Genomic DNA, 15,720 nt, shown 5'->3' with positions numbered 1-15,720 from the left:
CGGCGCGGTTGATGGCCCATTCTCCGTTCGGCAGCTGCTTGGCGCCGGGAAGGTCAGGGTCGAGCAGGGCGAGTGTGCCGAGTGCGCCGATGGCTTTTTTCGGTTGGACGAGCATGGCGAGGACTCCTGCCGAAGGGTGTGGGCGGTGGAGTGATTGAGCGATCAAACGGGTGGTTTGGCTACTGTCAGATCTGACAGGTCAAGGAAGGATTTCGACGAGCGGTCACGTGAATAACCCATGCTGACAGCCCCCGTCAGGTCCGTAGCCATCCGGACGGGGGCGGCTGATCCGTATTATCGCAGCGCGATGATGTGAGAATAATGGTTGAGTTTAATCGCCCACCCTGCGCCGCTCACCGGATACAAGCAGCTTCTGGCTTGCGACCAAGGCCACCAGTAATTATTGGGTTCGGTTGTCCAGTAATGGTGATTGGGCAGAGGCCAGCGGCTCCCGTAAGCTCGATGTATTTCTTCGAGTTCACCACGGCTGGGAATGCGGGCACCATTGGCTGCCGCGAGTGAGGTCGCGGTATTCCATACGCCTTCCCCCAGCCAGATGATATGAACGACCCCTGTCACACTCACCGTATAGCTCTTTGACTGGTTGGCTGCATCAGTGGCCGTGATGGTTGCCGTTCCCCGACCGCGGGCAGTGACCAGACCTGTTCCGTCTACATCGGCAATACCGGCATTGCTGGATCGGTAGAGGTATCCCGGACGTCCACCACTGGCCTGGTGCCGTACCGAATTGCCAGAGTCGAACGCAGGTAAAGTCGCATTGCCCGGAATGATGTAAGTCTTGCCACCCAACGTGACCGGACTGGTATTGAAGTTCAACGGCGCTAACGGATTCTCCCTGGTAAAACTGCGCGACTCGCTCTGTTGATTGTTGGCAACCGACCTCGCGTAAACCGTGTTCGAGCCCAGGTGAATGCCGAGGGTCAGTGACCAGACACCGCTCCCGTTGACGGGTACGATTTGCCCCCCCACGTTGTTGAGAAAAATCTGCACGCTGTACAGCGGCGTTGCCGCCCCGATCACGGTTACCGAAGTGTCTGTTGTTTTGCCACCATTACCCAGTTCCCCGCCTGAATGCCGGACCGAAGTGAGGGTGGTGGTGAGGTGGGCCCTGACAGTAAACAAGTGAATGGGTGACTCAAGCTGGCTGCCATAAAGCGCTCTGGCCTTGAGCGAGTAGGTCTTTTGGCCAAGACTCGATAACGTGGTGCTGCCATTGCCGTTGCCGTCCAGATCAATCGGCTGTCCGATTGGCGACGCGCCGTCGTAGAGCTGAACCTTTTGGCCCGGATCGGCATTGACACTCACCGTCACCTGGTTGTCGTAGGTTGTACCGTTGTTGCCTACTGCTCCCTTGCTGTCCCTGACGCCGGTGATACCGGGCAACCTGGCCTCTTTGATGGTGAAGGATCTCGGGTCACTGATTTTATCGTCGGCCTCATATTGAGCGATAACAACGACGCGGTGCAGGCCTGAGATCAAGTCCACGGTGATTGTCCACGTGCTGTTGGCATCGACGGTTGGCATACCCTTTGAGACCCCATCGATTTGAACATCGACTTTCTCGGCCCGAGTGGCTGTCCCTTCGATCGTCAAACGCTTGTCATAGGTCTGACCCGCTTCAGGAATGACCGTACCCAGTGCCGTTTTCACGGTGGTGATGACAGGCGTGACGTACTCGTAGTGCTGGCGGATCACCAGCGGCAGTTTCGGGAAAACGATAGCGGCATCTTCATCCGTGCTGTTATCGAAAATGACCTTGCAAACCACGATGGCGTTGGAGCCATGAAGCAGTTTCAGCAATTCTGTCTTGAGCAGGGTTTCATTCAACCCTTGCGTGAGCTGCGTTGAGTTCACTTCATGCGCAGTGAGCAGATCGATTCGATAGCCGCCCGTGCTGGCCTGCCCTTCGATGTACAGCCAGACCAACTGCTTGAGGGCAATGAAAGGCCATGCCTTGACCAGAACCTTCGCGTTCCCGGCGAGCTCCATTACCAGCAGTTCGCCTGCCTTTGCTTCTGGAACCTCGGGCCGCGGCAGTTCCGTTTCAGGATTCTGGAAGTTGAGAACCTTCAGCGGGAGGATTTCCGAGGGGGTCCACAAGCCATAGCGTTGGACATCGTAATTGACCGCTACCTCGCGGTCGATGTTGGCCCCGACAAAGGAGGGCGGCAGGTGAAACCTTACGGTACCGGTGGCCTCGGCAGGTTTCTCCAGGTCTTCCGAAGTCCCGGCGCCTGGCGTGCCCCGCCATTTCAATCCGAGTTTGTCGAGCAGGGCGTCCATGGACGCGTAGCTGCAATCGATGTCCACCCCATTGATGGCGTGCATCGGGTTCAGTGTGCCATCGGGGGCCTGGACGACCACAGGCGGCAGTAATCTGCCCAGAGGAATGCCGATCAGCACCTCAAGAGGCGCTGAATAGCTGTACTTCCCGGTAGCGCCATGCAGTAACGTATAAATCACAGTCACGTAGTAGCCGATGTTGGCCGAGACGTATTGCTTGTCTACCCGGAATCGTACCGGTTGGCCAACTGTCGCCAACGTGATCGGCACGCTGCCGGATGTACTGCCGTAAAGGTTGATCCCGTTCCAGTGGTAGGTGAGCGTATCGCCCTTGACCCAGTTCACTGGCAAGACCCGCACGTGAACCAGCTTGTCAGTTTTCGAGGGATCAAGAATGTCATCCGGTGCCTCTTCAACCTTGGGGGCCGGAAGCGTTGCCTGCCATGACCCCACGTTGACCCGCAGAAACTCGGACTCACTGGTGCCGTATTGGCTGGTAGCGTCGTTGAACACCCGGTACTGAAGTTTGAGACTGCCGTTTTCCAAGACTTTGACGTGCTCACCCATGACGTAAATCGTCACTTCGCCTGCATTCTGCTCTTCGCCCGATACGGTGTGTTCTTCTTCATGCAGGTAATCATCACCGTTGGATTTTTTACCTAGCCAGATCACCCTCAGGTAATCGCCATTTTTGATGGCGGGATATCTGATTACCACCGATGCCGCTTGTATGTGGGCGGGCAAAATGTTCCCGACCACTTCGCTGATGGCAGGTGCCGGCAGTAATGATGGATTGCCGATCACGGTGGCAAACGTACGCCTGGAAAAAAGTGTCGGGCTGCCATCCTGCTTGCGCAATGCATAGGAGGCGTCGAGGGTGCCTTGGGCGAAGAGTTTCACGAACTCGTAGGCGACCGGGATTTCATGAATATAAGGCGGGTTACGGACAATGACTTCAACGGTAAATGTTTGAGGTGGCCTGCCGGGGATCGGAGTGCCGATCACTGTGATCAGGAGGGTGTCTCCGGCCGTGAAGACGTCGTTGGGTTTGATCAGTATTTGCAGGGTGACAGGTTTGGCGTCCAGGTCGGCAAGAATGATTTTCCCGTCATCCGCTTCCTTGATGATGAGCGGATCGAGGCGTGATACCCCGGCATCAACTTGCACGGAAGTGGATTTTGACCACTTCACACTCCAGTTATAAACGAGATCGCAGATGTTGTAGTGGATGATCAATGCAGCGCTGTCACCGGCCGTCAGGATATCTTCGGGCCGGGCAAGGACGATGATCTCTACGGTGCCATCCACTTCTTCCTGGGTCAAAATATGCGGCGGAAGAAACACGCTGCCCCACATCACGAGGATGATGTCGCCCACGGCGATGTTTGGATAACGCTTGATGATCAGGGGCACCCCACTATCAAGCCATGGTTTGGTGACGCCGTTATCGATGACATCTTGCGGTAGCCCGACGATAGGCAGCTCCGAGTGCCAGGGTTCGAAGGGACGCTTGTCATCACCGGCCGGGTCGTGGATTTCCAGCAGCAGTGTCAATTTGGCCGATGGGTCGTCGGGTACGGTTTCGCCTGCCCGGGTCAAAACGTAGTGGCAGGTGAAGAGACCAGGTACAAGCTCGTCCTTGGGTACAAAAAAGAACCATCGCTGATTGAGGTGCTCATCCTTGACCTTGAGTTCGCCGACCTTTTTGTCATTCAGGAAGACTTCCAGCAGGTCATTGTTCGCCATGTTCGGGTAAGGGTCGATAAGGGCAAACAGCCCATTATCGAACGCTTCATACGCCGTTCTGTTGATCCCTCCATCAGCACCCGGCACAGGAATGACCATGTCGGCGAAGTAGGGTGGGAACAATCCCGACAACGGGGCGAGCAGTTGATTACGATTGGGGAACAAGGACCGGCGGAAAGTGAACATGATCAACTCCATCCGAAGGGGATACGCCATTGGCGTCAAGGGGTTATGGCTTTGGACGCGAAGGCCGGCGAACAGGGGATTTCAGGGCAGGAACGAGCACTGGGACATTCGAGCCGCAGTTCAGGGCTGGACTGATTTAAGGCGTGAAGCGAGGGGATTGGCTACTGTCAGAAATAACAGGTAGAAGGGTATTTCCGATGAGCGGTTTGTGGCTTTGACAAGCCTGAGGTCAGGGTGAGATCAGGGCTTGCGCAACGTCTTCTGCCGCAAGATATAAACCGTCACCAACACCGCACTGGTCAGCATGAACCCCCGCGCCCATGGCAGCGGCACCAAATAGCACGAGAACAGAATGCTCGCCCACATCAACCCGATCGCGTAGACCTTGCCCTTGAGCGGAATGCCGTTGCCATCGAGGTAGTCGCGGATCCATGGCCCGAGCCGGGGATGCTCGACCAGCCATTGGTAGAAACGCGGGGAACTGCGGGCGAAGCAGGCGGCTGCCAGCAGCAGGAAGGGAGTCGTGGGGAGAACAGGCAGGAAAATCCCGATCACCCCCAATGCCACGCTCAGCAAGCCGATGGCCAGCAGGATGTAGCGCAACATCAGGGGGCGGTTGCCTATGGGGTTGTCCATAGGCTGGATCTTAGTGGTGACGTGGCTTGAGGATCGCCGGTTTTTCGTCGGGCGCCTGGCACAGCAGGTACAGCGCGGTCAGGGCCTCCGGGATCTGCACGATCATGTCGTCCATCAGGTTGGCGTCCTTGGCGATGTCTTCGAACTCGGGCTGTTCGTCGAACAGGCCCGAACCGACCATGATCGGCAGGAGCATTTCGCTGACTTCTTCTTCGGCGGTTTCGAACCAGGCCGCTTCGCGCAGGAATACGCCTTCCATGAAGCCGATGCACCAGCCACGCAGTTCGGAATCGTCCGGGTCGTCGCCCAGGTCCAGCTCGCAGGGCAGCTCGAATTCTTCATCCGACGCCAGTTGGCGGGCGATGTGGGCCTTGAGGCCGATCAGCGTGGCTTCGATCTCTTCACGCTGGGCTTCGCTGCTGTAGTGCGGCTCTTCGGCGAACAGGGCGTCGATCCACTCGCGATCCGGCACCACGTCGGCGCAGATCGACAGCGCGGTCAGGTAACCGTGAGCGGCCACGTAGTCCAGCGCCTCTTCATGCAGCTCGTCGGCGTCGAGGAAGACTTGCAGGCGGGTTAGTTGCTCGGCGAAGGACATTAAAGGGCTACCTTGGGGGAATAAACAATGCGGGAATTCTAGGCCTTCTTGAGCCCTCAAGCCAGCCGCACGGCAGATTTGCCCGTACAAGCTTCTTATCGGCGGTGCCCTCTGCCGCAGAGGGGTCGGGTATACTGCCGCGCTTTGCGATCCCTGCCGGTGTCGCGGCTGATTGTGTAGGGCGCGATGCAATGCGCGCTTACGTTTTGTTTAAAGCAGCCTCGGCTGTCTTGAACCAGCCTGTGCAGGGATGTTTCGGTGGATTTTTGGAGTTTTTATGCTCGAACAGGCTCAACGCGTCCTCAAGGACATCTTCGGCTACGACAGTTTCCGTGGCCGGCAGGGTGCAATCATTGAGCGCGTGGCCAGTGGCGGTGATGCCCTTGTGCTGATGCCGACCGGCGGCGGCAAGTCCCTGTGCTTCCAGGTGCCGGCGCTGCTGCGCGACGGCCTGGCGGTGGTGGTGTCGCCGCTGATCGCTTTGATGGACGATCAGGTCGCCACCCTCGAAGAGCTGGGTGTGGCCGCCGCCGCGTTGAACTCCACCCTGAGCGCTGAACAACAGCGCGACCTCGCCAACCGGATCAAGCGCGGCGAAGTGAAAATGCTCTATCTGGCGCCGGAGCGCCTGGTGCAGCCGCGCATGCTGTCGTTCCTGCAAGGCCTGAACATCGCCCTGTTCGCCATCGACGAAGCGCACTGCGTATCGCAATGGGGCCATGACTTCCGCCCGGAATACCTGCAACTGGGGCAGTTGGCGGAAATGTTCCCCGACGTGCCGCGCATCGCCCTGACCGCCACCGCCGACAAACGCACCCGCGAAGAAATCGTCACCCGCCTGCATTTGCAGAACGCCGAACGTTTCCTGTCGAGCTTCGACCGGCCGAACATCTTCTACCGCATCGTGCCCAAGGAGCAGCCGCGCAAGCAATTGCTGGCGTTCCTCGCCGAACGACGCAGCGACGCCGGCATCGTCTACTGCCTGTCGCGCAAGAAAGTGGAGGAGGTGGCCGCGTTTCTCACCGAACAGGGCTTCCCTGCGCTGCCGTACCACGCCGGTCTGCCCAACGATTTGCGCGCCTATCACCAGAAGCGCTTCCTCAACGAGGAAGGCCTGATCATGGTCGCCACCGTGGCGTTCGGCATGGGCATCGACAAACCCAACGTGCGCTTCGTCGCTCACCTCGATCTGCCGAAATCCCTGGAAGCCTATTACCAGGAAACCGGACGCGGCGGCCGTGACGGTCTGCCGGCAGACGCGTGGATGGCCTACGGCCTGCAAGACGTGGTGATGCTCAAGCAGATGCTGCAGAACTCCGAGGGCGACGAGCGCCACAAGCGTCTGGAGCAGCACAAGCTCGACGCCATGCTCTCGCTCTGCGAAGAAACCCGCTGCCGTCGTCAGGCGCTGCTGGCCTACTTCGACGAGGACATGCCCGAGCCGTGCGGCCACTGCGACAACTGCACCGACGGCGTGCAGACCTGGGACGCCACCGAGCCTGCGCGTCAGGCGCTGTCGGCGATCTATCGCACCGGCCAGCGTTACGGCGTCGGCCATCTGGTGGACGTATTGCTGGGCAAGGACAACGAAAAGGTCCGTAGCTTCGGCCATCAGCACCTGTCGGTGTTCGGCGTCGGCAAGGCGCTGAGCGAGAGCGAATGGCGCTCGCTGTTCCGTCAACTGGTTGCTCGCGGCCTGGCCGATGTCGATCACGAAGGTTACGGCGGGCTGCGCCTGAGCGACACTTGCCGGCCGCTGCTCAAAGGCGAAGTAAGCCTGGAGCTGCGCCGCGACCTCAAGCCGCAAGTCACCGCCAAGAGCGGCAGCAAGAGCCAGGCCAGTCAACTGGTGCGTGGCGAAGAACGCGAACAGTGGGAAGCGTTACGTGCCCTGCGGCGCAAACTGGCGGAAGAACACGGCGTGCCGCCGTACGTCATCTTCCCCGACTCGACCCTGCTGGAAATGCTCCGCAGCCAGCCGACCTCGCTGGCGGACATGGCCCGGGTCAGCGGCGTCGGTGCGCGCAAGCTGGAGCGTTACGGCGAGGCCTTCCTCGAAGTGCTCGGCGGCGAGGCCGAGGCGCCGAAAGTGGTGGCCGACGTGCGCCACGAACTGATCACCCTGGCCCGCGCCGGCATGACGCCGTTGCAGATCTCCGGTCAGTTGCAGTGCTCGGAAAAGAACGTCTACACCATGCTCGCCGAAGCCATCGGCAAGCAGCAGCTGTCGCTGGAACAGGCGCTGGATTTGCCGGAAGACCTGATGGGCGAAGTCCAGGATGCGTTCCTCGACGGCGAAGGCGAGTTGCCGTCGGTCGCCGAAGTGGCCGAGCTGTTCGCCGGTCGCGTACCGGAAGGCGTGCTGTATTGCGTGCGGGCTGCGCTGCAATCCGAGTTTGAAATGTGAGAGGGCGTTTGTGCCAACCGCTATACCGATGTAACGATTCAGTACAGGGCGCCCCTTGCCTATAGCCAAATGTCATGCTTAGCTGACTAATAATTAGTTTTTCTCTATTTCTTCAGTCTGATCATGAGTGTTTTATGCCGTTAACCGATCAACACCGCTTTGGCATGCAATTGGCCCAGATGTCCCGTGGCTGGCGTGCCGAACTGGATCGCCGGCTGGCCGGTCTGGGGCTGTCCCAGGCGCGCTGGCTGGTGCTGCTGCATCTGGCGCGCTTCGAAGAGGCGCCGACCCAACGGGAGCTGGCGCAAAGCGTCGGCGTCGAAGGGCCGACCCTGGCCCGTCTGCTCGACAGCCTGGAAAGCCAGGGGCTGGTGCAACGCCAGTCTGTAATGGAAGACCGCCGGGCGAAAAAAATCGTCCTGTGCTCCCCGGCCCTGCCGCTGATCGAACAAATCGAAACCATTGCCACGCAACTGCGCAAGGAATTGTTCGAGGGCGTCGACGAGGCGGATCTGAAGGTCTGCATGCGGGTTCACGGGCACATTCTGGCCAACCTGGAAAAGTCTTGAGGCATAACCGCGTGCCGTTTTTTTGAGGGATTGCGCTGGGCGGACTATAAGAACTACTGGGCAATATCGTGTTCGTACCGGATGTGCGAACGCATAGAAGTCGGTTTTGCTTATTCAAGGGATGCTCATGCTCGGAAGTCGGCACGTGGTACTGCGTTGCGCCAACTCGCTGTTGGTGGCCGGTGTTCTCACCTGGTCAACTGCGTCATTGGCGCTGGGGCTCGGTGACATCACCGTGCATTCAGCCCTCAATCAGCCGCTCAAGGCTGACATCGCCCTGGTGGATGTCGGAGGCGTCAGCGAAAACGAACTGGCGGTCCGTCTGGCCTCGGCGGACGAGTTTGGCCGCGCTGGCGTCGAGCGCGTGTTCTTTCTCAATAACCTCAAGTTCACCCCGATCCTGCGTGGCAATCGCAACATGATCCGGGTGACTTCCAGCAAACCGGTCAACGAACCCTTTCTGAATTTCCTGGTGCAGCTCGATCAGCCCAACGGCCACCTGCTGCGCGAATACACCGTGCTGATCGACCCGCCGGGCTCACCGGGAATAGTCCCGGCCACCGACGAGCCAACGGCGCGTGCGCAATCGTCGGAATTCCCGACCCCCGAGACTCCCACCGCAACTACGCCGGCCAGACCTGCTGCGCCGGTGCAGCCACCGGCTCCGGTCGCCGACGCGCAGGCTGAACAACTGGCGGCGAGCCTTGTGCAGAACCAGCAACTGCAAAAAACCATCGATGAATTGAACGTGAAGCTTCAGGCCCAGGAAGTGCTGATCGCTAACGGCAAGAAACAGCTCGGCGATTTACAGGCCCGACTGATTGAAGTGCAACAGGCGCGGCAGGCACCTGTCGCCCCCGTGGCACCTGCGCCTGCGCCGGTCATTGCCCCGGTCGAGTCTCAGGAGGATTCACTCAACTGGCCGCTGCTTGGCGGACTGCTGCTGGTACTGGGATTGCTGGTGGCAGGGCTTTATGTGCGCCGGCAACGCCAGCAGGCGCAAGGGACTGCTGCGCCGTTGCCGTTCCTGCCGGTACGAAACGAACCCCCGGTCGATGACGCCGAACCGATTCAGCCGAGTGCCGTTCACAGTGCTGTCGAACATCGCGAGGACCACGCCAACGGCGATGTGCTGGAAGCGGTCGGCATCTATCTGGCCTACGGACGCCTGGGCGAGGCCGCCGGCCTGTTGCGCGATGCGTTGCAGCGGGAGCCGGAACGTATCGACCTTGGCGTGCAATTGCTTGAAGTGCTGGGGCGGCAGGGCGATACGCCGGCCTATGACGAGCAGGAAAGTCGATTGCGCCAGCTCGGGGTCGAGGATCAGCGCTTGCAGGAGATTCGCGCCCGCTACCCGAAACTGGCCAGCGCCGCACCTTTGGGGGCGGCGGCCCCGGTGACTGCCGCGCTGCCGATCGAACCAGCGACGCCTGTGGAGCCGGTGGCCGAAGACAACTTCGAACTGAACCTGGATCAGCTCTCGATGGCCTCCAGTTGGGATCTTGAGGAAACTCGCCCGCCCGCTACCACACCTGAACAGGCTCCATCGGCGCTGGGTTCCGATCTGCAGGTATGGCCACAGGATTTCGAATTGCCGGAAACTCTGCCCGACGATGCTGAAACCGCCGAACTGGAATGGATCGCCGAGCCGCAAGCGCAGCCGCTGGACGAGGACTTTCTCAACGAATTTGGCGATCCCGGCACGTCGCTCTCGCTGGAGCCACTGGAGTTGCATGCTCCGGAACTGGACCCCGAACCCTCGGACGCCGCCAACGCCGGCAAACTCGAACAGGCCCAGACCTGTATCGATGACGGCGATATCGACAGCGCCATTGCCTTGCTCAACGAACTGCTCAAGGAAGCCGACGAACCCCTCAGGCAAACGGCGCGCACGCTGTTGGCGGGGATTCGCTGAGCGCTGTCAGAAGGTCTGCCCGAGATTCAGGTACACCGCCTGTTCATCCGCATCGTTCAGGCCATAGCTGAAATTCAGCGGCCCAAGCGGCGTATCGAAGCCGATGAACACGCTGGCGGCGTTGATGTAGCCGCTGTCGAACTCGTTGTCGTTGTTCCATGCCCGGCCACGTTCCAGCGAGGCGCCGGCGTACAACGGGAAGTCCAGCGGCAGGTAGGCGCGTGGGGTGAGGCGGCGGTAATACACCGCCCGCATCAGACTGACGTTCTGCCCGGAGATCGCGTCTTCGCGGAAACCGGACAATTGCCGGGCGCCGCCGAGCAGGAAACTGGAGGTCACCACGTTGGCATCGTCCAGCGTGCGGCCGTAACGACCACCCAGAATCAGCGTGTCAGGTCCACTGCTCATCGCCTTGTCCAGTTTGAATTCCCATTGCCGGTAACGCGTGTCGGAACCCAGGCTTGGTTCGAACTGAACCAGGGTCAGGCCGATGTCTTCGCCCTCGTGGGGGAAGTAGACGTTGTCCAGCGAGTCGAAGGAATACTTCAACGCGTAGAACCCTTCGTTGAAACTTTCGCTCGGCAGATCCTGGTCGCCGATCCGCACATCCGCCTTGCCCCAGGCCTCGCCGACCCCGAAGCGCACTTCGCCGCTGTTGCCGATCTGCCGGCCGACATTGAGGCCGAAGCCGTAGCGCTCGACGCGATACTGGGCGATCGGATCGTTGTCCAGAACCGAGTCGACGTTCTGTGCGGCAAACGACGCATAAGGCGCCACAAAGTAGCGAGAGCCGACGTCCAGCGGCTGGTAGAACTCGCTGTACAACTCTTGTTTATCGCCGATCTGCGCCCGGGTCAGCCATTCCGCGCCGAGCCGGTTGATGCCGTTCATTCGGTAACTGGCGCCGAGGTTGAAGGCGCTGTCGCCGCGCATGTCATCCGACAGATTGAGGCCGACTCGCAGGTAATCCGTGCCGGTGCGTTTGCCCCGCGCGCTGATCACCAGCGTGTGATCCGGGCCCTTGTGCACCACGCGGTATTGCACCTGCTCGAAGTAATCGAGGCCGTACAGGGTGCCCATGTCGGTTTGCAGACGACCCAGGTCCAGCGGTTCGCCGATGTGCTGGCGGATGTAGTAGCGGATCACGTCATCGCCGACTTTCGAGTCGTTCTCGACCTTGATCGCGGTGATGATCGGTGTGCGCTGGCCCGGCGCGCGGGCGGCGTTGAGCTCGGCGTCCTGCGATTGCGCGGGTTTGAGGCGGGCGAGGCGCACGTCCAGAGCCTGGGTTGCGCGGTAGCCGGCGTCGATCATCTCCTGGCCACGACCGAAGTCGGTGGCGCCGAAACTCGCCAGCGGCGGCTGGATCAGCACGTCATCGGGATGCAGGGTCGCCAGTTGCTCTTCGGAGTTGCGCCGGGTCATCAGGGTGATCGACTGGTTCAGCACGTCGACGACGGTCACCAGTTGCTTTCGGTTGCGCAGCGGGGTGCCGATATCGACCACGATCGCGACGTCGACGCCCATTTCACGGGCCACATCGAGAGGAATGTTGTCGGTCATGCCCCCATCCACCAGCAATCGGCCGTCGAGTTCGACCGGGGCGAACACCGCCGGGATCGACATGCTGGCGCGGATCACTTGCGGCAGGTGGCCCTTGCGGAACACCACTTTTTCGCCGTTGGCAATGTCAGTGGTCACGGCGCGGAACGGGATTGGCAGCTTGTCGAAATCCCGGGTGTCGCTGGTGTGAGCCAGCAGACTTTCCAACAGCAGTGCGAGGTTCTGGCCTTGAATCACGCCCAATGGCAGGCCGAGGCTGCCATCGTCACGAAAGCTCAGTTTCTGTTTCACCAGAAAGTCGCGGTCGTCCTGCTTGCGCCGGAACGGTACGTCTTCACGGGGCGGGGCGTCCGACAGCGCCTGCTGCCAGTCGATGGTCAGGGCGAGTTTTTCCAGCTCGTCGATCTTGTAGCCCGAGGCGTAAAGCCCGCCGACCACCGCGCCCATGCTGGTGCCGGCAATCGCATCGATCTTGATGCCTTGCTCTTCCAAGGCCTTGAGCACACCGATGTGCGCCAGTCCACGGGCCGCGCCGCCGGACAGCACCAGGCCGACTTTCGGGCGTGTGGCCTCACTGGCATGGACGCTGACACCAGCGAACAGGGGAAGGAAACCAAGCAACAGGCAGATCAGCAGACGACGCATCGTGAGTCTCGGGGCGAGCGGTAAAGCCGGCTATTATAGCGGCGCCCTCTGGCTCAGGAGTTTCAGCGATCATGACCGTCACAAAACCGGAAATCGTCATCACCTATTGCACGCAATGCCAGTGGCTGTTGCGCGCCGCGTGGCTGGCGCAAGAGCTGCTCAGCACCTTCGGCGACGATCTTGGCAAAGTGTCACTGGTGCCTGGCACTGGCGGGATATTCCACATCACCTGCAACGATGTGCAGATCTGGGAGCGCAAGGCCGACGGCGGTTTCCCGGAGGCCAAGGTGCTCAAGCAGCGGGTGCGCGACCAGATCGACCCTGACCGCGACCTCGGCCACAACGATCGTACTCACTGAGAGGCGGCTTCGGCCGCGACGGTTTTCTTGTCGCTGCTGCCTGATATCCGGCTCGACACCACGATGGCAACGATGATCAGTGCGCCGCCGATCAGCATGCGCAGGGTCGGGTCTTCGTCGAACAGCAGCCACGCCACGGTAATCCCGTACACCGGCTCCATGGCGAACACCACTGCAGCGGTGCGCGCCTTGATCACCGCGAGGCTGGCGACGAACAGACTGTGGGCAACACCGGTGCAGAACACCCCGAGCAAACCGATCCACAACCAGTCGATGGCACGCACCTCGTTCAGCTGCGGCGCCGCCACCGGCAGCAGACACAACGCCACCACCACGTTCTGACACAGCGCCGCCTGCACCGCCGGGATGCGCCCGGAACTGGCGCGGTTGGTCAGGGACAACAGGGAAAACAGCAGGCCAGACAGAATCGCCCAGAGCAGGCCGGTGGTCGCGCCGCTGGCCAGATCGAACGCTGGCGTCACCAGCACCAGCCCGACACTGACCAGCGCCACCAGCACGATTTCATTGGCGCGGATGCGTTCGCGGAAGATCAGCCCTTCGAGGATTACCGTGAAGGCCGGGAAACTGGCGAAACCCAGGGTTGCAATGGCGACGCCCGCGACCTTGACCGCAATGAAGAAGCTCACCCAGTGTCCGGCCAGCAGCACGCCGCTCAGGGCCAGTCGCCGCCAGTCCACGGCCTGCAGTTTCTGCCAGCCGCCCTGTTGGGCGAAGCGGGCGAAAAACGCCAGGGCCAGCACGGCAAACGCGGCGCGTCCGAACACGATGACGGCGGGCGTTGCGGCCGCGAGTTTGCCGAAAACGCCGGTCAGGCCGAACATCAGTGCGCCGATATGCAGGGCGCCGAGGGCGGTACGGGGAGTCATTGCAGTCCTTTTTCCAAACACCATTACAGGCCCACATTGAAGCGTGTCTCGACGCAAAAGTCTGTCGGCAGGCTATCGACTTTTGTCGTCAGCCTCGCGCCGCACTTGGGTAGGAGAGGTACCGAATTCACGCAGGACGGCGGCCGAGAACGCACTTTGCGAGTTGTAGCCGACACGGCTGGCCACTTCGCCGATGGGCAGCGCGGTGTTGCGCAACAGAGCCACGGCTTTATGCAGCCGGCGACTGCGAATGTAGTCCATCGGTGTCTGCCCGCATTCGGCGACGAACCGCGCATGCAGCCGGGCGCTGGACAATCCGGCGATGCGCGCCAGATCCGCCACTTGCAACGGATAGGCCGCGTACTGCTCGATGTGCGCATCGAGTGCCGCGTAGGGCAGGCGGCGCGCGACGATCTCGGCAGGTGGCGCGTGGTTCAGGCTCGCCAGCAGCAACACCGCGCCCTGTTGCGCAATCAACGGATCGTCCACCGGACTGTTCGCCAGCCAATTGACCAAGTGTCCTTGTCCGGCATCCAGCGATAACCGGGCGGCGTTGTCCAGCAGACGACGGCTGGCATCGGCGTGATTGCCCAGCGAGCGCGTCAGCCATTGTTCGTCAGGCACATCCAGCACCAGACAGCGGCTGCCCTTGGGACTGCCGCACGCATGATGCGCGCCGGCGGGGATCACCACGAAGCTCTGCTGCAATACCTGACTGCCACGCCCTTCGACTTCGAAATCCAGCGCGCCGGACAGGCCGAACACCAGTTGCGCGTGGTCGTGGCTGTGGGCGATCAGGTCGTGGCTGTAATGGCGCAGGGTCAGGATCGGTTGCATGGCGGTCTCCGGGCGAGCCGCCAGTCTACACCGGCGCAACGTCGACGCGTTTGTCACACGACTGACGCATACCTGTCATGGTCGATTAACCGGGCGCGCGCACAGTGGCGAAAACATCGCAGAGGGTTGCCCATGACCAGCGCCGAGCTCGCCAGACCCAGCCGTAAACAACGGGTTCGCACCTTGTGGATTTCCGACGTGCACTTGGGCACGCGGGATTGCCAGGCCGAGCATCTGTCGCAATTTCTCAAGGGCTATCACGCCGACAAGATCTACCTGGTCGGTGACATCATCGACGGCTGGAAACTGCGCGGTGGCATGTACTGGCCGCAGGCGCACACCAACGTGATCCGCCGTTTGCTGACCATGAGCAAGCGCGGCACCGAGGTGATCTATGTCACCGGCAACCACGACGAATTCCTGCGCCGCTATTCGAAACTGATTCTGGGCAATATCCAGCTGGTCGACGAAGCGGTGCACGTCACCGCCGATGGCCGCCATCTGCTGGTGATTCACGGAGACCAGTTTGACGTGATCACCCGTTATCACCGCTGGCTGGCGTTCCTCGGCGATTCGGCCTACGAGTTCACCCTGACCCTCAACCGCTGGCTCAATCACTGGCGGGCGAAATACGGCTACGGCTACTGGTCGCTGTCGGCCTATCTCAAGCACAAGGTGAAGACTGCGGTCAGTTTCATCAGCGATTTCGAAGAAGCCATCGCCCACGAATGCGTGAAGCGCGAGTTGCACGGGGTGGTCTGCGGGCACATTCACCACGCCGAGATCCGTAAGGTCGGCGAGGTGGATTACCTCAACTGTGGCGATTGGGTCGAGTCATGCACGGCGCTGATCGAACACTGGGACGGCACGATCGAGCTGTATCGCCTGGCCGATGCGCAGGCGCGGGAGGCCGAACTGAAAGCAGCGAAGGTTGCCGAGCTGGCTTAGGATCTCTGGTGTTTTCGAAGGCCTCTTCGTCGGATCGCCGCCCGGAGCAAGCCCGCTCCCACAGGTTTCGCGCCGTACACAGAATCTATGAGCGACGCGGTCACTGTGGGAGCGGGCTTG

General features: G+C 60.9%; 11 protein-coding genes. 5 read left to right on the top strand and 6 right to left on the bottom strand.

Annotation, left to right across the window (positions count from 1 at the left end; all coding sequences use genetic code 11):
• Positions 1-294: 294 nt before the first annotated feature.
• From QLG12_RS18370 to QLG12_RS18360, 3 genes are all read right to left on the bottom strand, one after another.
• Positions 295-4,236, bottom strand: a complete 3,942-nt coding sequence (locus QLG12_RS18370; RefSeq protein WP_282475028.1) for an Ig-like domain-containing protein — start codon at positions 4,234-4,236, stop codon at positions 295-297.
• Positions 4,237-4,476: 240 nt separating this feature from the next.
• Positions 4,477-4,872, bottom strand: coding sequence for a YbaN family protein (locus QLG12_RS18365; protein WP_197869670.1), 396 nt, complete (start codon positions 4,870-4,872; stop codon positions 4,477-4,479).
• A gap of 10 nt (positions 4,873-4,882) precedes the next feature.
• Positions 4,883-5,470, bottom strand: coding sequence for a YecA family protein (locus QLG12_RS18360; RefSeq protein WP_007958400.1), 588 nt, complete (start codon positions 5,468-5,470; stop codon positions 4,883-4,885).
• Between the two features lie 277 nt (positions 5,471-5,747).
• Between QLG12_RS18360 and recQ the strand changes: the two genes are divergently transcribed.
• The 3 genes from recQ (at position 5,748) to QLG12_RS18345 (ending at position 10,361) form a co-directional block, all read left to right on the top strand.
• Positions 5,748-7,877 (top strand): DNA helicase RecQ, encoded by a 2,130-nt coding sequence (gene recQ, locus QLG12_RS18355; protein WP_197869669.1) that lies wholly within the window; start codon positions 5,748-5,750, stop codon positions 7,875-7,877.
• A 134-nt stretch (positions 7,878-8,011) separates the two neighbouring features.
• Positions 8,012-8,446, top strand: a complete 435-nt coding sequence (locus tag QLG12_RS18350) for a MarR family transcriptional regulator (RefSeq protein WP_007958397.1) — start codon at positions 8,012-8,014, stop codon at positions 8,444-8,446.
• 127 nt (positions 8,447-8,573) lie between these two features.
• Positions 8,574-10,361: a FimV/HubP family polar landmark protein gene (locus QLG12_RS18345; protein WP_282475027.1), complete on the top strand. Its 1,788-nt coding sequence runs from the start codon at positions 8,574-8,576 to the stop codon at positions 10,359-10,361.
• A 6-nt stretch (positions 10,362-10,367) separates the two neighbouring features.
• On the opposite strand, the gene QLG12_RS18340 is transcribed toward QLG12_RS18345, so the two are convergent.
• A complete protein-coding gene (locus tag QLG12_RS18340; RefSeq protein ID WP_197869667.1) occupies positions 10,368-12,569 on the bottom strand; it encodes a patatin-like phospholipase family protein in 2,202 nt (733 codons plus the stop codon).
• Between the two features lie 71 nt (positions 12,570-12,640).
• Between QLG12_RS18340 and QLG12_RS18335 the strand changes: the two genes are divergently transcribed.
• Positions 12,641-12,928, top strand: a complete 288-nt coding sequence (locus QLG12_RS18335; protein WP_282475026.1) for a SelT/SelW/SelH family protein — start codon at positions 12,641-12,643, stop codon at positions 12,926-12,928.
• Here QLG12_RS18335 and QLG12_RS18330 read toward each other — a convergent pair.
• Together QLG12_RS18330 and QLG12_RS18325 are read right to left on the bottom strand one after the other, a co-directional pair.
• The gene (locus tag QLG12_RS18330) at positions 12,922-13,815 is read right to left on the bottom strand and encodes a DMT family transporter (RefSeq protein ID WP_282475025.1); all 894 of its coding nucleotides are present in this window, start codon (positions 13,813-13,815) and stop codon (positions 12,922-12,924) included. The genes QLG12_RS18335 and QLG12_RS18330 overlap by 7 nt on opposite strands.
• Positions 13,816-13,887: 72 nt before the next feature.
• Positions 13,888-14,652 carry an AraC family transcriptional regulator gene (locus tag QLG12_RS18325; RefSeq protein ID WP_282475024.1) on the bottom strand — a complete coding sequence of 255 codons (765 nt, stop codon included), beginning with the start codon at positions 14,650-14,652 and terminating at the stop codon, positions 13,888-13,890.
• Positions 14,653-14,784: 132 nt separating this feature from the next.
• Here QLG12_RS18325 and QLG12_RS18320 point away from each other — a divergent pair, with 132 nt between their 5' ends.
• Positions 14,785-15,600, top strand: coding sequence for a UDP-2,3-diacylglucosamine diphosphatase (locus QLG12_RS18320; protein ID WP_007958385.1), 816 nt, complete (start codon positions 14,785-14,787; stop codon positions 15,598-15,600).
• The last annotated feature ends 120 nt before the right edge of the window (positions 15,601-15,720 follow it).

Origin of the sequence: Pseudomonas sp. V88_4, from assembly GCF_029967985.1 — a bacterium.
GTDB lineage: Bacteria > Pseudomonadota > Gammaproteobacteria > Pseudomonadales > Pseudomonadaceae > Aquipseudomonas > Aquipseudomonas glycinae.
This window is presented reverse-complemented; position numbering and strand designations above follow the sequence as displayed.